Source organism: Telluria sp. LT2P80 (genome assembly GCF_059685955.1).
This window is the reverse complement of the sequence record NZ_JCASIO010000001.1, coordinates 552,277-573,526: the sequence shown is the minus strand read 5'-3', so window position 1 is coordinate 573,526 and position 21,250 is coordinate 552,277. Positions and strand designations below refer to the sequence as shown.

The 21,250-nt window shown below is 62.0% G+C and carries 20 protein-coding genes; 13 read left to right on the top strand and 7 right to left on the bottom strand.

The genetic code is table 11. The features are described from left to right. The first annotated feature begins 37 nt into the window (after positions 1-37). The gene (gene glf / locus AC56LW_RS02575; protein ID WP_499631335.1) at positions 38-1,192 is read left to right on the top strand and encodes a UDP-galactopyranose mutase; all 1,155 of its coding nucleotides are present in this window, start codon (positions 38-40) and stop codon (positions 1,190-1,192) included. Positions 1,193-1,533: 341 nt separating this feature from the next. On the opposite strand, the gene AC56LW_RS02570 is transcribed toward glf, so the two are convergent. Continuing rightward, the gene (locus AC56LW_RS02570) at positions 1,534-2,787 is read right to left on the bottom strand and encodes a DUF2863 family protein (RefSeq protein WP_499631333.1); all 1,254 of its coding nucleotides are present in this window, start codon (positions 2,785-2,787) and stop codon (positions 1,534-1,536) included. A gap of 376 nt (positions 2,788-3,163) precedes the next feature. Here AC56LW_RS02570 and AC56LW_RS02565 point away from each other — a divergent pair, with 376 nt between their 5' ends. Then, positions 3,164-3,847: a Fe2+-dependent dioxygenase gene (locus AC56LW_RS02565; RefSeq protein ID WP_332531589.1), complete on the top strand. Its 684-nt coding sequence runs from the start codon at positions 3,164-3,166 to the stop codon at positions 3,845-3,847. Positions 3,848-4,059: 212 nt separating this feature from the next. On the opposite strand, the gene acnA is transcribed toward AC56LW_RS02565, so the two are convergent. The 4 genes from acnA to AC56LW_RS02545 all read right to left on the bottom strand — a co-directional run bounded on the left by acnA (position 4,060) and on the right by AC56LW_RS02545 (position 9,505). Beyond that, the gene (acnA, locus tag AC56LW_RS02560; RefSeq protein WP_183555478.1) at positions 4,060-6,765 is read right to left on the bottom strand and encodes an aconitate hydratase AcnA; all 2,706 of its coding nucleotides are present in this window, start codon (positions 6,763-6,765) and stop codon (positions 4,060-4,062) included. A 107-nt stretch (positions 6,766-6,872) separates the two neighbouring features. After that, positions 6,873-7,424: a hypothetical protein gene (locus tag AC56LW_RS02555; RefSeq protein WP_332531590.1), complete on the bottom strand. Its 552-nt coding sequence runs from the start codon at positions 7,422-7,424 to the stop codon at positions 6,873-6,875. A gap of 8 nt (positions 7,425-7,432) precedes the next feature. Continuing rightward, on the bottom strand, positions 7,433-8,422 hold the full coding sequence (locus tag AC56LW_RS02550; protein ID WP_499631329.1) for an HpcH/HpaI aldolase/citrate lyase family protein: 990 nt from the start codon (positions 8,420-8,422) through the stop codon (positions 7,433-7,435). 93 nt (positions 8,423-8,515) lie between these two features. Further along, positions 8,516-9,505 carry a malate dehydrogenase gene (locus tag AC56LW_RS02545; protein ID WP_183555475.1) on the bottom strand — a complete coding sequence of 330 codons (990 nt, stop codon included), beginning with the start codon at positions 9,503-9,505 and terminating at the stop codon, positions 8,516-8,518. Positions 9,506-9,819: 314 nt separating this feature from the next. Between AC56LW_RS02545 and AC56LW_RS02540 the strand changes: the two genes are divergently transcribed. The 10 genes from AC56LW_RS02540 (at position 9,820) to gluQRS (ending at position 18,180) form a co-directional block, all read left to right on the top strand. Continuing rightward, entirely contained in the window at positions 9,820-10,584 is a 765-nt protein-coding gene (locus AC56LW_RS02540; RefSeq protein ID WP_183555474.1) for a GntR family transcriptional regulator, read from the top strand. A gap of 228 nt (positions 10,585-10,812) precedes the next feature. Beyond that, positions 10,813-11,238, top strand: a complete 426-nt coding sequence (gene sdhC, locus AC56LW_RS02535; protein ID WP_499631325.1) for a succinate dehydrogenase, cytochrome b556 subunit — start codon at positions 10,813-10,815, stop codon at positions 11,236-11,238. 3 nt (positions 11,239-11,241) lie between these two features. Continuing rightward, on the top strand, positions 11,242-11,610 hold the full coding sequence (gene sdhD / locus AC56LW_RS02530) for a succinate dehydrogenase, hydrophobic membrane anchor protein (RefSeq protein WP_258835073.1): 369 nt from the start codon (positions 11,242-11,244) through the stop codon (positions 11,608-11,610). Between the two features lie 2 nt (positions 11,611-11,612). Then, on the top strand, positions 11,613-13,391 hold the full coding sequence (sdhA, locus tag AC56LW_RS02525; protein WP_183555471.1) for a succinate dehydrogenase flavoprotein subunit: 1,779 nt from the start codon (positions 11,613-11,615) through the stop codon (positions 13,389-13,391). A gap of 58 nt (positions 13,392-13,449) precedes the next feature. Beyond that, entirely contained in the window at positions 13,450-14,160 is a 711-nt protein-coding gene (locus AC56LW_RS02520; RefSeq protein ID WP_183555470.1) for a succinate dehydrogenase iron-sulfur subunit, read from the top strand. Positions 14,161-14,322: 162 nt separating this feature from the next. Further along, the gene (locus AC56LW_RS02515; RefSeq protein ID WP_332533572.1) at positions 14,323-14,589 is read left to right on the top strand and encodes an FAD assembly factor SdhE; all 267 of its coding nucleotides are present in this window, start codon (positions 14,323-14,325) and stop codon (positions 14,587-14,589) included. A 96-nt stretch (positions 14,590-14,685) separates the two neighbouring features. Then, positions 14,686-15,987 carry a citrate synthase gene (gltA, locus tag AC56LW_RS02510; RefSeq protein ID WP_258835072.1) on the top strand — a complete coding sequence of 434 codons (1,302 nt, stop codon included), beginning with the start codon at positions 14,686-14,688 and terminating at the stop codon, positions 15,985-15,987. A gap of 316 nt (positions 15,988-16,303) precedes the next feature. Beyond that, a complete protein-coding gene (rnk, locus tag AC56LW_RS02505; protein ID WP_499631322.1) occupies positions 16,304-16,699 on the top strand; it encodes a nucleoside diphosphate kinase regulator in 396 nt (131 codons plus the stop codon). A 64-nt stretch (positions 16,700-16,763) separates the two neighbouring features. Continuing rightward, entirely contained in the window at positions 16,764-17,267 is a 504-nt protein-coding gene (locus tag AC56LW_RS02500; protein ID WP_499631319.1) for a nuclear transport factor 2 family protein, read from the top strand. 10 nt (positions 17,268-17,277) lie between these two features. After that, a complete protein-coding gene (gluQRS, locus tag AC56LW_RS02495) occupies positions 17,278-18,180 on the top strand; it encodes a tRNA glutamyl-Q(34) synthetase GluQRS (protein ID WP_499631316.1) in 903 nt (300 codons plus the stop codon). 1 nt (position 18,181) lies between these two features. Here the strand turns inward: gluQRS and AC56LW_RS02490 are convergent, their stop codons facing one another. Continuing rightward, positions 18,182-18,646 carry a DUF421 domain-containing protein gene (locus AC56LW_RS02490; protein WP_499631313.1) on the bottom strand — a complete coding sequence of 155 codons (465 nt, stop codon included), beginning with the start codon at positions 18,644-18,646 and terminating at the stop codon, positions 18,182-18,184. A gap of 79 nt (positions 18,647-18,725) precedes the next feature. Further along, positions 18,726-20,216, bottom strand: coding sequence for a SulP family inorganic anion transporter (locus AC56LW_RS02485; RefSeq protein ID WP_499631310.1), 1,491 nt, complete (start codon positions 20,214-20,216; stop codon positions 18,726-18,728). A 437-nt stretch (positions 20,217-20,653) separates the two neighbouring features. Between AC56LW_RS02485 and AC56LW_RS02480 the strand changes: the two genes are divergently transcribed. Next, on the top strand, positions 20,654-20,917 hold the full coding sequence (locus tag AC56LW_RS02480) for a hypothetical protein (protein ID WP_332533578.1): 264 nt from the start codon (positions 20,654-20,656) through the stop codon (positions 20,915-20,917). Positions 20,918-21,250: the final 333 nt, after the last annotated feature.

The window sequence follows — 21,250 nt, the reverse complement described above, 5'->3', positions numbered from 1 at the left end:
CTCCCCCCGGCATTGCCAATATCACCAGGACACAGGAATGAAAAAGAACATCGCCATCGTTGGCGCAGGCTTCTCCGGGGCAGTGATCGCCAACCAGCTGGCACAGGCCGGCTACACCGTCGACGTTTTCGAGTCGCGCCCGCACGTGGCCGGCAATTGCTATTCCGAGCGTGATGCCGAGACCGGCGTCATGGTCCACGTTTATGGCCCGCACATTTTCCACACCGACAATGAGCGCGCGTGGGAATTCGTCAACCGCTTCGCTGAATTCAAGCCATACGTCAATCGCGTCAAGGCCATCACCGACGGCAAAGTCCTCACCTTGCCGATCAACCTCTTGACCATCAACCAGTTCTTCAACAAGACGATGGGCCCGGCCGAAGCACAGGAATTCCTCGCGAACCTGGGCGACAAGACCATCGAGAACCCGACCACCTTCGAAGAGCAGGCACTGCGCTTCGTCGGCCGCGACCTGTACGAAGCGTTCTTCAAGACGTACACGATCAAGCAGTGGGGCCTGGAGCCGAGCGAACTGCCGGCGAGCATCCTCAAGCGCCTGCCAGTGCGTTTCAACTACGACGACAACTACTTCAACCACAAATACCAGGGCATGCCAGCCGAAGGCTACACGCAACTGGTGCAGAACATCATCGATACGCCAGGCGTGACGGTGCACCTGAACACCACGTTCGATCCGGCCACCAAGGGCGAGTACGAGCACGTGTTCTACAGCGGCCCGATCGATGCGTGGTTCAAGCACACCGAAGGCCGCCTGCCTTACCGCACGCTGGACTTCGAAGTCTTCCGCGCCGACGGCGACTTCCAGGGCAACGCTGTCATCAATTACTGCGACAACGAAAAGAAATACACCCGTATCACCGAGCACAAGCACTTCTCGCCGTGGGAAAAGCACGAAAAGACGATCTGCTACGCCGAGTACAGCCGTCAATGCGAAGAAAAGGATATCCCGTACTATCCGATCCGCCAGAACCGCGAAAAGGCCATGCTCGAGCTCTACGTGAACAAGGCGCAAAACGAGCCAAACGTCACGTTCGTCGGCCGCCTCGGCACCTACCGCTACCTGGACATGGACGTCACGATCGCCGAAGCACTGGCCACGTCCGACAAGTTCCTGGAAAGCGCCCGCACCAACGCACGCATGCCAGCATTCACCATCGACCCGATGGCGTAATGCACTAACGCAGTCGTAAAAAAAGGCCGGCCACGATCAACGTGGCCGGCCTTTTTACATTAATGCGTAGCGCCCGTGAATATCCCACCGCCGTAAAAAAAGCGGGGGTCAGGTCTGACATTCGGACACGATCTCAACCAAAAAGCGAGGGTCAGGTCTGACATTCGGACACGATCTCGACAGTCGGGTAGTTGGAAGCAGGCATGCTAATGCTGAGCATGGCACCATTGGCGGTGGATAAGCCTGAGGTCGTGTCCGAATGTCAGACCTGACCCCAGCTGTGGAAGTGGCTAGGGCTGAGGTCGTGTCCGAATGTCAGACCTGACCCCCGCTGTGGAAGTTCAGTGGAAGTGCTCGCTGCCTGTCGGCGTGTCGTCCGGCATTTCGGCATGCACCAGTTCGCCGGTGGGGTCGGCGAAGAGTGGGAAGCCGCAATCGTCGCAGTACTCGGCGGCGTAGCGTTCGTTGATGCGCTTGATGTGGGCGATGCCGGCTTCGTTCAGGTGCGCGACGATTTCGTTCAGCGGGCTGAGCGCATCGTGCGTGATGGCCAGCGGGCCTTCCACTGGCGTGCCGGACTCGTCTTCCTGGCCGTACAGCGGCCAGACGATGCCATACACGACATCGGCGCTCTGGCGCATCGTGAATGCCACGCGGTATTCGTCGATCTGGATGTCCGGTGCTTCTTCGCCAAAGCCGGCGACGACGGCGCGCAGGTCGGACGGTTCCACGCCCAACGTGTTCGTCAGGTAGTGCACGGCGGCGCGGATCGAAATCGGGCGGATCAGCTTGTCGGCTTCGCGGCAGGCCACGTAATACGCTTCCGGCAGCAGCAGCTCGATCCCGCAGCCGGGCATCAGGCGCGCGACATTGGCGGTGGCTTGCGTGCGCCACTGTTCCAGGCTGCGTTCGCGCTCTTGCACGACGTGCAGCTGGTGCTGTGGCTCTTGCCAGCGGAACAGCGGGTCGCCTGCCGGCGCGACGATCGTGATCAGCATGTAGCGCGTGTCGGCCAGGAATGGTGCAGTTTCCTCTAACTGCGGCGCAGGCTTGATCGTGCCGCCCTTGTGCGCGGCGGCGGCCAGCTTGTGCGTCAGCGCGTAGGTTTCGGCGTGGGTGCGCGGCAGCTGGTCGATCGAGTACAGGGTCGGGGCGATGGCCATCTTCGTGCCACCTGCGAGCAGGTGCGCCGAGAAGTGCGCGCCAAGCGTCGCCAGCAGGTCGGCCGGAATCGTGCCGGTGGCGATCGAGAACCGGGTCCAGGCCAGGATCGGCGCAGCGATCAGGAGCGCCTGCCAGGTGACGTCGACGCCGTCTTTCTGCTCGACCATCATGGCCGATTCGCTGACCGCTTCGACGGTGTCCATCAGCACGTCATACGAGGCCAGATCGTCCCTGAACAGGGCGTTCAGGGCGCTGTCGATGCTGTCCTGGTGATTGGTCTTGAGCAGTTTTTGCAGTTGCGTGTCGAGCTGGCGTTCCCACGCCCGTTCTTCGGCACGGCTGGCAGCTTGCATGAGGGCTTGCGAGAGGCTGACGAGGCGCTGGCTTTCTGCGGAAAGTTTGGGTGTTGAATCTTTGGAAGGACGACGCATGGGGCGAGTGAGTCTCTTGTCAGTTAGTGAATCGAATGTCAGTGGAGCGGGCCGGAGCCGGATAATGATGATAATCCCTTATCCCCGGTATTGTAGTTGATTCGGCCATATGCCATGAACAATGGGGCCTGGCGCGCCCGGTATGCACCGATTGCACCAAGACGCTTGCCAAGTCCGCCCACACCGACCATAATGAGAACAATTCTCATTCAAACATCGGTGAGAAGACGGAAGGAATGTTGGACCCTGCCGGCGACCGGGAAAGCGCTGGCAGATGCTCTTCACGGAGTACCACCCCCGCCGGGAGACCGGATTCGCCCCTCCTGGCTCTGCCAGGGGGGATTTTTTTGTTCGTTGCACCAACCACGATCTCATCATGATGCTGCATATCCCCGGCGTGCTGACGCCAGAACAGGTTTCGTCGATCGGCGCCCGGCTCGACCAGGCGCCGGAGTGGATCGACGGGCGCGAGAGCGTCGGCGCGCAGGGCGCGCAGGTCAAGCGCAACCGCCAGTTGGGCGAGGGCACGCCGCTAGCGCTCGAGCTGGGTCAGATCGTCAGCGGCGCGCTGATGGCCAATCCGTTGTTCTTCGCTGCCGTGCTGCCGCTGCGGGTGCTGGCGCCGTACTTCAATGCGTACGCAGGTGGCGAGCATTACGGGCTGCATGTGGACGGCGCGATCCGGGCCCAACGCGGTGGTTTGCCGGCGGTGCGGGCCGATGTGTCGACGACCGTGTTCCTGAGCGAGCCCGACGAATACGACGGCGGCGAGCTGGAAGTGGTGGACCTGTATGGCACGCACGAGGTCAAGCTGGCGGCGGGTGATGCGATCGTTTACCCGTCCGGCAGCGTGCATCAGGTACGGCCGGTGACGCGTGGCGAGCGGGTGGCATCGTTCCTGTGGACGCAGAGCATGATCAGGGATGACGGCAAGCGGGCGATGCTGTTTGACCTGGACACGCATATTCAGGCGCTGCGGGGCGAGCATGGGGATTCAGCCACGACGGTTGGTCTGACGGCGCATTATCACAATCTGCTCAGGATGTGGGCCGAGGTGTGATCCTTGAACGCGTGGACGGCGAAGCCGTCCACCCTACGTCGACGGCCCGGTAGGGTGGACGGCTCCCGCCGTCCACGCGGTGATCGTTGGCGTTACCGTTTACCCGACGTCGATGCAATCTCGGATGACGATGCAAAAAGGGCCGGAACCCGCGAGGATTCCAGCCCTTTGTCGTTGGACGCAGCCCGCTTGCGCGGGCCTGACCAAACTGCTTACGCCAGCAGCTGACGCAGCACGAACGGCAGAATACCGCCATGCTTGTAGTAGTCGACTTCGATCGGCGTGTCGATACGCAGCAGCACGCGCACTTCCTGCGACTCGCCGTTTTCACGGTGGATCACGAGCGTGGCCAGCTGTTGCGGCTTGATCTCGCCTTCCAGGCCCTTCAGGTCGTACGTCTCTTTACCCGTAATGCCCAGGCTGTCGACGCTGTCGTTGCCGATGAATTGCAGCGGCAGCACGCCCATGCCCACCAGGTTCGAGCGGTGGATACGTTCGAACGAACGCACGATCACGGCCTTCACGCCCAGCAGCTGGGTGCCCTTGGCTGCCCAGTCACGCGACGAGCCCGTGCCGTATTCTTCGCCGCCGAAGATCATGGTCGGGGTGCCGTCGGCCACGTACTTCATGGCGGCATCATAGATCGACATCTGTTCGCCGGTTGGCTGGAACTGCGTGATGCCGCCTTCGATTGCCGAGCCATCCGGACCGACCGGGATCATGCGGTTCTTGATCCGCACGTTCGCGAAGGTGCCGCGCATCATGATTTCGTGGTTACCGCGACGCGAGCCGTACGAGTTGAAGTCGGCTTTCAGGACATTGTGTTCCTTGAGCCACTTGCCCGCTGGGCCGTCTTCCTTGATCGAACCGGCCGGGGAGATGTGGTCGGTGGTGATCGAGTCGCCGAACACGCCCAGTGCACGTGCGCCGGTGATGCCGGTAGCGACCGCTTTCGGGGTCATCTCGAAGTCAGCGAAGAACGGTGGCTCTGCGATGTAGGTCGACTCAGGCCAGTTGTAGACCTGGCCTTCGGTGGTGGTGACGCGTTCCCACAGCTCGCCCGGGTTGCCCTTGACGTCGGCGTAGTTCGACTTGAACACTTCCGAATTCATGGCAAAGCGCATCAGCTCACCGATCTCCTGCGAGGTCGGCCAGATGTCGCCCAGGTACACGTCCACGCCATTGCTGTCCTGGCCAACTGGCTCGGTCATCAGGTCGCGCGTCATGTTGCCGGCGATCGCGTAAGCGACGACCAGCGGTGGCGAGGCCAGGAAGTTCGAACGGATGTTCGGGTGGATCCGCGCTTCGAAGTTACGGTTGCCCGACAGGATGGCCGAGGCGACGATGTCGTTCTGGGTGATCGCGGCGTTCAGTTCCGGGGTCAGGTCACCGGCATTGCCGATGCAGGTCGTGCAGCCATAGGCAGTCACGCCGAAGCCCAGCTTTTCCAGGTACGGCAGCAGGCCGGCAGCGGTCAGGTAATTGGTGACCACGCGCGAGCCAGGGGCCAGCGACGACTTGATGTGCGGCGCCACGGTCAGGCCGCGCTCGACGGCTTTCTTGGCCAGCAGGCCGGCGGCCAGCAGCACGCTCGGGTTCGACGTGTTGGTGCACGACGTGATGGCGGCGATCAGGATGTCGCCGTTCTTCACGTTCACGCCGTTGGTCGTGGTGTACTGCTTGTTCAGGTCGTCCGGGTTCTTGTTGAAGCCGTTCTGCGTCGTTGGCTTGCTGAACAGTTCGGTGAAGTTGTTCTTCACGTTGCCCAGTTCGATACGGTCTTGCGGACGCTTCGGGCCTGCCAGCGATGGCGTGACGGTCGACAGGTCCAGCTCGACGACGCGCGTGAAGTCGATTTCGCCTTCTTGCGGGATGCCGAACATGCCCTGGGCGCGGTAGTAGCCTTCGAACGCAGCCAGTTCTTCTTCGGTACGGCCGGTGCCGCGGAAGTAGTCGACCGTGGCTTCGTCCACTGGGAAGAAGCCCATCGTCGCGCCGTATTCAGGCGCCATGTTGCCGATGGTTGCGCGGTCGGTGGTCGACAGCGAGCGGGTGCCGGCGCCGAAGAATTCGACGAACTTGCCGACGACTTTTTCTTTGCGCAGCAGTTCGGTGACGGTCAGCACCAGGTCGGTCGCGGTGCAGCCTTCGCGCAGCTTGCCTTTCAGGTTGACACCGATGACGTCCGGGGTCAGGAAGTACACCGGCTGGCCCAGCATGCCGGCTTCAGCTTCGATGCCGCCCACGCCCCAGCCGACGACGCCAACGCCGTTGATCATGGTGGTGTGCGAGTCGGTGCCGACCAGCGTGTCAGGGTAGTACACGTCGCCTTGCTTCATGACGCCGCGCGCCAGGTATTCCAGGTTGACCTGGTGGACGATGCCGAAGCCCGGTGGCACGACGCCGAAGGTGTCGAAGGCTTGCATGCCCCATTTCATGAACTGGTAGCGCTCGTTGTTGCGCGAGAATTCCAGCTTCATGTTCAGGTCGAGTGCATTTGGCTCGCGGAAGTGGTCGATCGTGACCGAGTGGTCGACGACCAGGTCGACCGGCACCAGTGGCTCGATCTTCTTCGGATCGGCGCCCATCTTGGCGGCGACGTTGCGCATCGCGGCCAGGTCGGCCAGCAGCGGCACGCCGGTGAAGTCTTGCAGCACGACGCGGGCCACGACGAACGGGATCTCGTCGGTGCGCTCGGCAGTGGCTTTCCAGCCAGCGACCTGCTTGACGTGCTCTTCGGTGACCTTCTTGCCGTCGCAGTTACGCAGCACGGATTCCAGGACGATACGAATCGACACCGGCAGGCGCGACAGGTTCACACCGAGGGATTCCGCCAGCGCTGGCAGCGAGTGAAACTGGCCGCTCTGGCCTGCGCCGATCGGGAATTCCTTCAGTGTATTCAGGGTGTTGCGAGACATAATCTCTCCTTCAGTGGAATATTGTTATCAACAACGTTGTTATTTCAACAGTATCAAATAACATCAGGCGACAGGACGGTCTGGATCCGGGAAACCCAGGCCGCGGCTCAAGTCTTGCTCGCCTCCGGCGCCGCGGTCGCCACGATCGCGGACTGGGTGGCGTTCTTGCATTCATTGGCCAGCTGGCGGTTGAGCTTCGAGTCGAGCAGGATGCCCTTGGACGGAATGCCGATCCAGATCAGGCCATAGTGCGGATTTTCGAAGCGCAAAGCGCCGGTGGTGGTGCCGATGCGGGCCAGGCGGTGCAGCCGGTTCTTCCAGCGCAGCGCGATGTGGGCGGCATCGTTGTCGTTCGTGTAGATCGTGATCTTGTTGCCCAGCTCGCAGGCGTAATCGGTGGTCTTGTTGTCGGTGATGTCCGGCTCATCGACTTCGAGCGGGTTGGCAGCGACCACGGCAGCCGCAACAGCGGCAGTGGCGGCAGCGGCTTTCGCTTTCTTGCCAGGCTTCTTCGCCGGCTTTTTCGCCGCATCAGCGGCGAGCACGGCGGAGGCTTTCGGGTGCGCTACCGGTGTGGCGGCGTTGGCCGGCGCACAGGCGACGGCAGCGGCAAGCGCAATTGCGCAGGCAGCGATGACTGGGGAGAGGAGAGTGGCCATGGTCGGAATTATCGGGAGTCGGAGAGGTTGACGATGGCTGCAGCTGCCTCGGGCAGTGCGAGGCCGGCCAGCTTGGCCCGCTGCAACACCGACCAATAGTATCGGTAGCTCGCACGGTCATGCAAGCGCCCGTGTTGCGCAATCGGTCCCCAACCCGCGGCCATGGCTTCGGTCAGGATATTCGTTGCTTCATTGACTTCGGACAAACGCGGCGTGAACGCCTTCAGGATTGGCTTGATCTGATCCGGGTGGATGCTCCACATGCGGGTAAAGCCGAACTCGGCGCCGGCACGCTGGGCATCGTTCGCCACCGTCGCGCTGTCCTTGATGTCGGTCGTAACATTGTGCGACGCCACCTTGCCATGGGCATGGCAGGCTGCCACCATCTCGAGCTTCGCGCGCACCACCAGCGGATGCGTGAACTGGCCCGGCGTGCGCATCGCGCTGGCCGGAATCGCACCGTAGTGGGCCGAGACAAAATCCATGATGCCGAACGACAGGCATTCGACCTGCGGCAGCGCTGCAATCGCGTAGGCGTCGCGCAGCGCGCCATGGGTTTCGATCAGCACGTGGACGGGCAGGGCAGCGCGGCCGGCAGCGAGCGCATATTTATTGATCAGCTCGATCGCGCCGCGCACTTCGTCGACGCCGTCGACTTTCGGCAGCACCACGTACGCCAGGCGCGCCGCAGCGCCGCCGACGATGAGGGCGACGTCGTTGGCAAAGTGCATGCTGGCCGGCTCGTGCAGGCGCGCGCCGACACGGTTGAAGCGGTTTTCTTCGCTGTTGACCAAGCTCGCCACCAGGACGGCGTGCTCGTGCTCGACGCCTGCCTGGGCGCCGTCTTCGCAGTCGAAGGTGATGTCAAACAAGGGACCAAGCTCTTGTTGCAGGGTCAGCGATTTGCGCATCAGTTTCTCTGAGCCGGCGTAGTGATCGCAGGCAGGGAGAAGCAGCGGCTGGCGTTTGCCCTGGAATAAAACCTCGGAAGGATGCATAGCTTTCAACGCTTGGTTGCATAAAACACCGCCGTGCCGGTTGAGCGGCACGGCGTGGTTGGCGCATGGCAATCGCCATGCGCCTTGTACTGATCAGCCCAGCAGGTGTGCGACGCCGGCTTTTTCTTCTTCCAGCTCTTTCAGGGTCAGGTTGATGCGCTCTTGCGAGAACGAATCGATGTCCAGACCTTGCACGATCGTGTATTCGCCGTTCTCGGTCGTGACCGGGAAGCCGAACATGGTGCCTTCAGGGATGCCGTACGAACCGTCCGACGGGATACCCATCGTGGTCCACTTGCCGTTGGTGCCCAGGACCCAGTCACGGACGTGGTCGATGGCTGCATTGGCGGCCGATGCTGCCGACGACAGGCCGCGCGCTTCGATGATCGCAGCGCCGCGCTTGCCGACGGTTGGCAGGAAGGTGTTGGCGTTCCATTCCTGGTCGTTGATCAGGTCCTTGACCTGCTCGCTGCCAGCGGTGGCGAAGCGGTAGTCGGCGTACATCGTTGGCGAGTGGTTGCCCCAAACGACCATTTTTTCGATGTCCTTGACGGCCTTGCCGGTCTTGGCTGCCACTTGCGACAGCGCGCGGTTGTGGTCCAGACGCAGCATCGCGGTGAAGTTTTTCGCTGGCAGGTTCGGTGCCGATTTCATGGCGATGTAGGCGTTGGTGTTGGCTGGATTGCCGACCACCAGGACCTTGACGTTGCGCGACGCGACGGCGTCGAGTGCCTTGCCCTGCACGGTGAAGATCTGGGCATTGGCTTCGAGCAGGTCCTTGCGTTCCATGCCCGGGCCACGTGGACGTGCGCCGACCAGCAGGGCGACGTCGACGTCCTTGAACGCGGTCATCGGGTCCGAGTGCGCGGTCATGCCTTCGAGCAGCGGGAACGCGCAGTCGTCGATTTCCATCATGACGCCCTTGAGCGCCTTCTGTGCTTTTTCGTTGTCGATTTCGAGCAGCTGAAGGATGACCGGCTGGTCCTTGCCGAGCATGTCGCCGTTGGCGATGCGGAACAGCAGGGAATAGCCGATCTGGCCGGCAGCGCCGGTCACAGCGACGCGCATTGGGGTTTTAGCCATGATGAATCTCCAAAAGTGGGAATGAAAACGGTTTGCACCGAGGTCGACGCCGAGCATACGCTTGTAGGGCTCAGCTGCAATCAGACTTTAATCAGACTGCAATGATAACAAAAAGCGTCGGCCGGGCCATTCAAAAGTCAATCGCGGGTGTCGCGCGCGTACTCTGGCAAGAGTGCCACCGACTCCCGGTCGGGCATGAGTGTATGCCTGCGTCATCGGGGCTGTCAATTCATATCTTATGTCTTATATAAGACAGATATCTGAATGCCTCAAAAGCTGGACGGTATGTCACTTTTGTGGTGAAATCCCGGTCTATGAATTCCACCTCGTCCAATCCGGCTGCCGACCCTGCCGCCAGCGGCTCGCCGTCCTTCCGGCCGCTGTACCAGCAGATCAAGGCCCTGATCACCAAAAGCCTGCAGGCCGGCGAGTGGAAACCGGGCGAGATGATGCCAAGCGAGGTCGAGCTGGCCGGCCGTTTCAAGGTCAGCCAGGGCACCGTGCGCAAGGCCATCGATGAGCTGGCGGCCGAGAACCTGGTCGTGCGCCGCCAGGGCAAGGGCACGTTTGTGGCCAGCCACGCCGAAGAGCGCGCGCATTTTCGCTTCCTGCGCCTGCGCCCCGACGAGGGCCTGCCGCACCATCCCGAAAACCGCTTCCTCGAAGTCAAGCGCATCCGGGCCCCGGCCGAGGTGGCGCGCCTGCTCGACCTGAAAGCGGGTGACGCCGTCGTCTACATCAAGCGCGTGCAGTCTTTCGAGGGCAAGCCGACCATTCTCGAAGAGCTGTGGCTGCCGGGCCAGTTGTTCAAGGGCCTGAGCGCCGAGCGCCTGGTGGAATACAAGGGCCCGATGTACGGGCTGTTCGAAACGGAATTCGGTACCCGCATGATCCGCGCGACGGAAAAGATCCGCGCGGTCGCGGCCGATGCCGCCACGGCGGATTATCTGAAGGTGCCCGAAGGCACGCCGCTGCTGTGCGGCGAGCGCGTGTCGTTCACGTATGGCGACAAGGCAGTCGAGCTGCGCCGCGGGATGTACTTGACGGAACAACATCACTATCAGAACGAGCTGTCCTGATAACTAACTCAGCAGTAAGGAAATACTTTGCAGCGGTAAATTTTGGCTGCAGCGAAACTCGGCAAGAGCGACTAAAATAACTTGGTTTTGGGTGCGCGGCGGACATGACCCGGTCCTTCGCTCGCTGTCCCGCCCACCTGGCTTCGCGAGAACGGACCAGGACAGGGAAATCAGCGAAAATCCAAAGGGTTCATATAAAAATTGTTGTCATAAGGGAGGTGTACCATCATGTCCGAAGCCGTGAGAGAAGCAAAGCAGAAGGGGCGGCCGGAGTTCCGCAATATCGGCATCACCGATATCACTGGCAAATATCGCATGCCGCCATCGGCCATTGTGTCGATTTTGCATCGTATCAGCGGCGCCGGCATGTTCCTGGCACTGCCGTTCCTGTTGTATCTGTTCCAGCAAAGTCTGCTGTCGGAATCGTCGTTCGGCTACTTTGCCGGCATCGTGTCCCACCCGCTGTCCAAGCTGATCCTGCTGGGCCTGTCGTGGGCTTACCTGCACCACTTCACCGCCGGCATCCGTCACCTGTTCATGGACAATCACATTGCCCTGGACAAGGATGCAGCCCAGTCGACCGCGCGCTGGGTCCTGGTCATCAGCCTGGCGCTGACCGCGTTGGTCGGCCTGAAACTGTTCGGAGTGTTCTAAATCATGGCAACCAAGAATAATATCGGCCCGCGCCGCCTTGTCGTTGGCGCACACTACGGCGTCAAGGACTGGCTGGCGCAGCGCGTCACCGCCATCGTCATGGCGGTCTACACGGTCATCCTGCTGGTCGCTTTCCTGACTGGGCAGAATTTCACGTACGAAGGCTGGGCAGGCTTGTTCTCCCGCCAGTGGTTCAAGCTGTTCTCGCTGGTGACCTTCCTCGCGTTGTACTACCACGCCTGGGTCGGCATCCGTGACATCTGGATGGACTATGTTAAATCGGCAGGCCTGCGTCTGTTCCTGATGCTGGCAACGATCTTCTGGCTGCTCGCTTGCGCCGCCTGGACCGTGCAAATTCTCTGGAGTGTGTAATCGTGGCAGCTATCAAAACTGCAATTCCTACCCGTCGTTTTGACGCGGTCATCGTGGGCGCCGGCGGTTCCGGCATGCGCGCATCCCTGCAACTGGCCGAAGCCGGCCTGAACGTTGCTGTTCTGTCGAAAGTCTTCCCGACCCGCTCCCACACCGTGGCGGCGCAGGGCGGGATTGGCGCTTCGCTCGGCAATATGAGCGAAGACGACTGGTACTGGCACATGTTCGACACTGTCAAGGGTGGCGACTACCTGGGCGACCAGGATGCGATCGAATTCATGTGCCGCGAAGCACCGAAGGTCGTCTACGAGCTGGAACACTTCGGCATGCCGTTCGACCGTAACCCGGACGGCACGATTTACCAGCGTCCGTTTGGCGGCCACACGGCCAATTTCGGCGAAAAGCCGGTCCAGCGCGCCTGCGCCGCGGCCGACCGTACCGGTCACGCGCTGCTGCACACGCTGTATCAGCGTAACGTCCGTGCCCGCACCCACTTCTTCGTCGAATGGATGGCGCTGGACGTCATCCGCGACGCCGAAGGCGACGTGGTCGGCGTGATGGCCCTGGAAATGGAAACCGGCGACGTGATGATTCTGGAAGCGAAGACCACCATCTTCGCTACCGGCGGCGCAGGCCGTATCTTCGCTGCATCGACCAATGCCTTCATCAACACCGGTGACGGCATGGGCATGGCGGCGCGTGCCGGCCTGCCGCTGCAGGACATGGAGTTCTGGCAGTTCCACCCGACCGGTGTCGCGGGCGCGGGCGTCCTGATCACCGAAGGCGTACGCGGCGAGGGCGGTATCCTGATCAACAGCAACGGCGAACGCTTCATGGAGCGCTACGCGCCGACGCTGAAGGATCTGGCGCCACGCGACTTCGTGTCGCGCTCGATGGACCAGGAGATCAAAGAAGGCCGCGGCTGTGGACCGAACAAGGACCACGTGCTGCTGGACCTGCGTCACATCGGCGCCGACACCATCAAGAAGCGTCTGCCTTCGATCCTCGAAATCGGCCACAAGTTCGCCAACGTCGATGCGACCAAGGAACCGATTCCTGTCGTGCCGACGATTCACTACCAGATGGGCGGCATCCCGACCAATATCCATGGTCAGGTCGTGGCACCGGATGGTACGGGCGGGCAGAAGATCGTCAATGGTCTGTACGCCATCGGCGAATGCGCCTGCGTCTCGGTCCACGGCGCGAACCGCCTGGGCACGAACTCGCTGCTCGACCTGATCGTGTTCGGCCGCGCGGCCGGCAATCACGTCGTCGCGTCCGACCTGAAGAAGAAGGTCGCCAAGCCGATGCCGGCTGACGCTGCCGATTTCGCGCTGGATCGCCTGAACCGCCTCGAAACGTCGACCGGCACCGAAAAAGTGCAGCACGTCGCCAACGATATCCGCGCCACGATGCAGAAGTACTGCGGCGTGTTCCGCACCGACCAGCTGCTAACGCAGGGCGTCAAAGAGATCATGGTGCTCGACGAGCGTCGCAAGAACGTGTCGTTCAAGGACAAGTCGAAGGTGTTCAACACGGCCCGCGTCGAAGCGCTCGAGCTGGATAACCTGATCGAGACCGCGAAAGCGACCATCGTGTCGGCCCAGGCGCGCAAGGAATCGCGCGGCGCCCACGCCCACAGCGATTACGAAACACGTGACGACGCGAACTGGATGAAGCACACGCTGTTCTTCTCCGAAGGCAACCGCCTCGAGTACAAGGGCGTTGTGCAAAAGCCGCTGACGGTCGAGACCTTCAAGCCGAAAGCACGCACTTTCTAAATATTTTGTGGCTACCGGGCGATTGTCGCCCGGCGGCCGTGATGAGATAGGTAAAAACATGGCACGCACTGTCCAACTGAAGATTTACCGCTACGATCCGGACAAGGATTCGAAGCCTTACATGCAAGACGTTTCCGTCGAGCTGCAAGACACCGACAAGATGCTGCTGGACGTCCTGCAGCGCATCAAGGCGGATGTCGATGACTCGCTGGCGCTGCGCCGCTCGTGCCGTGAAGGCGTGTGCGGTTCGGACGCAATGAACATCAACGGCAAGAACGGCCTGGCCTGCACGACCAACCTGAACGAACTGACCCAGCCGATCGTGCTGCGTCCTCTGCCAGGTCTGCCGGTGGTGCGCGACCTGATCGTCGACATGACCAACTTCTTCAAGCAGTATCACTCGGTCAAGCCGTACCTGATCAACGAGTCGATCCGCCCTGAAAAAGAGCGTCTGCAGTCACCTGAAGAGCGCGAAGAGCTCGACGGTCTGTACGAGTGCATCCTGTGCGCCTGCTGCTCGACCTCGTGCCCGTCGTTCTGGTGGAACCCGGACAAGTTCGTCGGTCCAGCCGGCCTGCTGCAAGCGTACCGTTTCATCGCCGACTCGCGCGACGAAGCGACCAACGATCGCCTGGACAACCTGGAAGATCCGTACCGCCTGTTCCGCTGCCACTCGATCATGAACTGTACGGACGTGTGCCCGAAGGGCCTTAATCCGAACAAGGCGATTGGCAAGATCAAGGAACTGCTGGTGCGTCGCGCGATTTAAGCGATGCAATGCGTGTGGCGCCGCAAACGGCGTCGCACGCGTTCCGGTGTCCAGACGTGCGTCGAGCATTGCGCTCGACGAATGTGTGCATTACCGTAAAAGTACCGTACTGCCGAATCATGGCAGCCGGAGTATGATGTCGAACCAACAACGGATTTTAATGTGATTACACATCAAGCCGATCCTGCCAACCGTTCGCGCCTGCGCTGGCGCGCACGTCGTGGCCTGCTCGAGAACGATCTGATCCTGACGCGCTTTCTCGATGCGCACGAACAGGACCTGACCGACGACGAGGTCGATGCGCTGACGCGCCTGCTTGATCTGGCTGACAACCCGTTGCTGGACCTGCTGCTGGGGCGCAATGAGCCCTCCGGCGAGCTCGACCTGCCGCACGTGCACGCCTTGCTGGCGAAGCTGCGGCTAGCGTAAGCGAACTATGGGCATCCGATTCGCCAACGCGGCACGTTGCGGCGCCCCCCGGTTTCGTTTTATTTTGTAGACCCACTCCCACAAGAAGGAAGTGCCATGAACATCTCTGATACCAAAGCCACCCTGTCGTTCTCGGACGGCAGCCCGTCGATCGACATGCCGATCTACAAAGGCACCATCGGCCCGGACGTCGTCGACATCCGCAAGCTGTACGGCGCGACCGGCAAGTTCACGTACGATCCTGGCTTCATGTCGACCGCCGCCTGTAACTCGAGCATCACCTACATCGACGGTGACAAGGGCGAGCTGCTGTACCGCGGTTACCCGATCGAGCAACTGGCCGTCAACTGCGACTTCCTGGAAACCTGCTATCTGCTGCTGAACGGCGAACTGCCGAACGCAGAGCAAAAAGAAGTGTTCACCGACACCGTGACCAAGCACACGATGATCCATGAGCAGATGAACTTCTTCTTCCGTGGCTTCCGCCGCGACGCGCACCCGATGTCGGTGCTGGTCGGCACGGTCGGCGCGCTGGCGTCGTTCTACCATGACTCGCTGGACATCAACGATGCCAAGCAGCGCGAAATCTCGGCAATCCGTCTGATCGCCAAGCTGCCGACCCTGGTCGCGATGGCCTACAAGTACAACGTCGGCCAGCCGTTCGTGTACCCACGCAATGATCTGTCGTACAGCGCCAACTTCATGTACATGATGTTTGCGAACCCGTGCGAAGAGTACAAGGTCAACGACGTGCTGGTGCGCGCCCTGGACCGCATCCTGATCCTGCACGCAGACCACGAGCAGAACGCATCGACCTCGACCGTCCGCCTGGCCGGTTCGTCGGGCGCCAACCCGTTCGCCTGTATCGCAGCCGGCATCGCCTGCCTGTGGGGCCCTGCCCACGGCGGCGCGAACGAAGCCGCCCTGAACATGCTGAAGGAAATCGGCAGCGTCGAGAACATCCCGGCCTTCATCGAGAAGGTCAAGGACAAGAACTCCGGCGTCAAGCTGATGGGCTTCGGTCACCGCGTGTACAAGAACTTCGACCCGCGTGCCAAGCTGATGCGCGAAACCTGCCACGAAGTGCTGGAAGAACTGGGCCTGCAGGACGACCCACTGTTCAAGCTGGCAATGGAACTGGAACGCATCGCCCTCGAAGACGAATACTTCGTGTCGCGCAAGCTGTACCCGAACGTCGACTTCTACTCGGGCATCGTGCAATCGGCACTGGGTATCCCGGTCACCATGTTCACCGGCATCTTCGCGATGGCCCGTACCATCGGCTGGATCGCGCAGTGGAACGAAATGATCGCCGATCCAGAGCAGAAGATCGGCCGTCCACGTCAGCTGTTCGTCGGCTCGCCGGCGCGTGACGTGCCGGAAATCGACAAGCGCTAATCCCGTTCGATCGCTAAAAAAGCGGGCTGCGGCCCGCTTTTTTCATGGGCGCATGCAGCAAAATTATTCATTTGCCGACCCCTGGCGTTGTGGCAAAAGCGGTCTATACTGAGCTCATCAGTATCAATTGCCACTATGAAACATTTTATGTCTTCCCGATCAGGCGAACCCCTTGGTGCACGCACGCTGGCGCGGCTGGGATTACTCCGCGCAGCCCATGGCCGAGCGGCTTACGGCATCAGTTCTTAGTGCCGCAGCCAGGCACCGCCATCGTAGCGGCAAGCCGGCTCTTTCAACGCTGATCGTGGAGACTGAAATGAGTGATTCAATGGTTGTTTCCTGGCTGGACCTCGAGCGCCTCGAGCGCGTACTCGACCGGCTTTCGCCAGCGCAGGCCAGAGCGCGTGACGCGCTGCTGGGTGAACTCGAACATGCGCAACTGGTCGAACCGTGGGAGTTGCCGCCCGACGTCGTGACCATGAATTCGCGCGTGCGCTTTCGCGTGGCCGGTGCCAGCGAAGAAGAAACGATGACGCTGAGTTACCCGAACGATATGCAGGACACTGCCGAACGGTTATCAGTGCTCACACCGGCCGGTATGGCGCTCCTGGGCGCGCGCGTGGGCGGGCGGATGTCGTGGCAGCAGCCGGATGGCCCGCATGAGGCCACGGTGCTCGGCATCGAGCATCAACCCGAACCGGCGAAGCGGTAGTGCCACGGCCTGTCGCGTGCATGTGTAGAATGTTTCCCTCATAACCGCCATCGAGGGAACCACCATGCCACGCTTTTTCGCCGCCTGCTTCCTGTGCCTTTCCTTGTCGCTGGGCTTGGGCGGCGCCGCACACGCCGCCACCGATGCGACCCTCACGCGCGAAGTCAACGCCTTCGTCGACGGCTGGCACGATGACGCCGCCAACGCACGCACGGCGTACTTCGACAAGATCGCCAGGGATGGCGTGTACATCGGCACCGACCGCACCGAGCTATGGACGCGTGACGCCTTCAAGGCGTGGTCGAAGAAGTACTTCGATGCCAAGTCGGCCTGGACCTTCAAGGCCACGCGCCGCAATGTCTATGCGTCGGCCGACAAATCGCTGATCTGGTTCGACGAGCTGCTCGATACCAAAAACATGGGGCCGGCGATGGCCAGTGGCGTGCTGCGCAAGACCAAGGCAGGCTTCGAGATCGTCCACTACCAGCTCTCGATGGCAGTGCCCAATGCCGTCAACGGCCAGGTCGCCGGCATCATCGCCGCCCACGAAAAGCAACCGAAGAAATAAGCCGCCTGCAGTGAACAAGCCTTACATCGGCCGCTTTGCGCCGTCGCCTTCCGGGCCGTTGCACGCAGGCTCTCTGGTCGCGGCGATGGCCAGCTACCTCGACGCCCGCTGGCATGGCGGCACCTGGCTGATCCGCATCGAAGACATCGATGAAGGCCGCAGCGTACCCGGCGCGGCCGAAGGCATCCTGCAGTTGCTGGCCGCGCTGGGCATGCAGCATGACGGCGAGATCGTCTGGCAAAGCCGGCGCAAGCATCTATATGCGGCTGCTGCCGCGCGCATCGAGCGTGCCACCTATCCGTGCGGCTGCAACCGGCGCGAGATCGCCGATTCTCGTATTGGCGTGGCGCCCGACGGCAGCGCCATCTATCCCGGCACCTGCCGCCATGGCCTCGGTCCGGGCCGCACGATGCGCAGCCTGCGCGTACGCGTGCCGGCGGCGGGCGAGGATGCCATCACCTTTGTTGACCGTTTCGCCGGACCCGTCACGCAGCATCTGGCCCGTGATGCCGGCGACTTCGTGCTGAAACGCGCGGACGGGTTCTGGGCCTATCAACTGGCCGTCGTGGTGGACGATATCGAGCAGGGCGTGACCGACATCGTGCGCGGCGCAGATCTGCTCGACTCGACGCCGCGCCAGATCCACCTGCAGCGGCTGCTCGGTGCACCGACGCCGCGCTACCTGCACGTGCCGGTGGTACGCAACAGCAATGGGGAGAAGTTGTCGAAGCAGACGGGCGCGCTTGCCGTCACGGCAGGCGATGCGCCTGCCGCAATCGGCGTGCTGATGGAGACTGCGGCGTTTCTGGGGCTTGCGCTCGACGGGCCAGCGCCAGATGCCATCGAGGCATTCTGGCGCGCCGCGATACCCGCCTGGGGGCAGCTGCTGGCGGAGCGCGCCGCAGCGATCTGATTTATTGCGGATTCTGCATGATGCTGATGGAGCCGTTCACTTCGAGGAACGCGCACTTCATCTTCGGGCGCGGGCAGTCGGCGCCGCGCAGCGCCTCTTCGACATCGTCCTGCGACAGACGGCAGCGCTTCATCACATCCTTGAAGAACACGCCATCGCGCCCGATCAGCACGGGGCTGCCCTCGATGATCGACTCGAACTTGCGGCTGCGCGATGTCAGGAAGGCGACCAGCACCGTCAGTGCCACCAGTGTCGCAGCGATGACCAGCCCGCCAAGCAGCGATTCGTCACCACCGGTCATGGAATTGGACACGGATTCGGACAACAGCATCACCACCAGCAGGTCGAACGGCTTGAATTGCCCGACTGTGCGGCGCCCCGACACGCGCATCATCGCGAGCAGGGCGCAGTAGACGATCGCGCCGCGCGCGATCAGCTCCCACAAGGGTAGATCGAAGTCGAACATGGCGCCTCCAGGGCATGAAATAGTGGGCGATTGTAATCAATCTGCCAACCTCATGACGCCCGGCTGCGCCGATGCCGGATCAGTGCCCGGCCAGCATGTCTTCGGCGCCGTCCTTGTCGTGGATGGCAAACCGGGTCATCAAGGTGGCGCTGGCCTCGTTCAGGCCATGCACGACCACCTGCGCACCGGCGCGGCGCAATTTCAGCACGACCTTGTCGAGCGCGCCAATCGCAGTGATGTCCCAGAAATGCGCGTCGCTCAGGTCGATGTGCACGGTGGCGCGCGTCGGGCTGTAGTCGAATGCATGGACGAGCTGGTCGGACGACACGAAGAACACGTGACCGCTGACCAGGTAGTGACGGAGTTCGCCGCCATCCGTGCCAGTCTCCACGCGCGACGTCACGCCCAGCATCCGGCTGACTTTCTGCGCAAAGAACACGCCCGACAGCAGCACGCCTGCCAGCACGCCCTTGGCCAGATCGTGCGTGGCCACGGTGACGACGACGGTGGCGAGCATGACAATGCTGGAGCTGGTCGGATGCGCGCGCAGGTTGCTGATCGAGCTCCAGCTGAACGTGCCGATGGCCACCATGATCATCACGGCGACCAGCGCCGCCATCGGAATCTGGCGCACCCAGTCGCCCAGGAACACGACCATGAGCAGCAGCACGACACCGGCCATCAGTGTCGACAGGCGGGTGCGTCCGCCAGACTTGATGTTGATTACTGATTGGCCGATCATCGCGCAGCCGGCCATGCCGCCAATGAAGCCGGTGGCGATGTTGGCGATGCCCTGGCCGACGCATTCACGGTTCTTGTCGCTGCGGGTATCGGTCAGGTCGTCGACGATCGTGGCGGTCATCAGGGATTCCAGCAAGCCGACCAGCATCAGTGTGGCCGAGTACGGCAAGATGATCTGCAGGGTCTCGAGAGTGAACGGCACGTTCGGGATCAAGAACGACGGCAGGCTGTCCGGCAGCTCGCCCATGTCGCCGACGGTGCGGATGTCCAGGCCCAGTGCGATGGACGCGCCGGTCATGACGACAATCGCGACCAGTGGCGAGGGCACGGCGCGCGTCAGGTACGGCAAGCCGTAGATGATGGCCAGCGCGGCCGCGGTGACGGCGTACACGTGCCACGTGACGTTCGTCAGTTCGGGTAACTGGGCGAGGAAAATCAGGATCGCCAGGGCGTTGACGAATCCCGTGATCACCGAGCGCGAGACGAAGCGCATCAGGCGGCCCAGCTTGATCCAGCCGGCGATGATCTGCAGCACGCCGGTCAGGATGGTGGCGGCCAGCAGGTAATCGAGACCGTGCTCCTTGACGAGTGACACCATGATCAGCGCCATGGCGCCGGTGGCAGCGGAAATCATGCCTGGCCGCCCGCCGAAAAAGGCGATCAGCGTCGCGATCGAAAACGACGCGTACAGGCCGACCTTCGGGTCGACGCCGGCAATGATGGAGAACGCAATGGCCTCAGGGATGAGGGCGAGAGCGACGACGATACCTGCAAGCAGGTCGCCACGGATGTTGGAAAACCAGTCCTGGCGGATGTGTTGAAATACCATGAGGATACCTTCCCGGGCTGTAACAGCCGAGTGCAAGAAATGGGAGCGCCGTGCACGAAGCAGGGCGCAGCAAGACGAACGACAACGCACCGGTGTCGTAATGACGGCGGTGCATGGTCGTGCAATGGGGAAGGGGTATTACGGAGGTGTTACTGAGCAAAAATAACCGCGTGGCAGTCCGCATCCCGGGAAGGATGCCGCAGCCAGCCGCATCACGGCGCGACGCGTGCTGTGAGCACGTTGGACGCGGCGGAGCTGGGTATCGGGGAGGGACAATACGGTCATAGCCAGCTATTTTGCACCGCAACATAACATCAGTCAAGTCGCATGCTGCGGTGCGTCCGGCTACCTTGCGACCGGTTTGACGGCAGGTCCATCAGCCGGTGCGGGGGGCGGAACGTCGGGCATCCCGGCTGCTGGCGGTGGTGGCGGCGGCGGTGCGATCCGCTTGGCGTGTGCCGGTGGTGCCGGTGGCGCTGGTGGTACTGGCATGTCCTTCAGGGCGCGAGCACCCCGTGCTGGTGGTGGCGGTGGTGGTGGCGCACCAACCGGCGGTGCCGGCGGCGCCACTGGTGCCATTGCACCCACTGGCGGTGCCGGTGGCGCAGGCGGCGGTGGTGGCGGTGCACATTTGCTGCTGGTGCCACGGCAGTCGGGTTGCCCGGCGGCGTGCGCCAGGCTGGCTGACAGTGGCAGGGTGATGGCAAGGCCGAGGGCCAGGCTGGATCGGATGATGCGGTTCATGGTGTTCTCCTTGGTGGGCATGAAACACATCGTGCGCCCACAATGTGGAGAAATCATGGAGACGCCCGACAGCGAGTAGGCGCCATGAAAAATTCCTGGAAGCAAATTGTGCAGTTGTCGTTTACTAAACGGCACTAAACTTCACGCAAACCGCCAAAGTTTGTTGAGGCTTCACACACTACTTGTATAAATTTGCGGTACCGGTTTGCACGACCCCTGCGACATGCAGAAGAGATGCCCGCCGTTTAGTAAATCTGCGACAGGCCGGCAGGCGACACGCTGAGAACGTG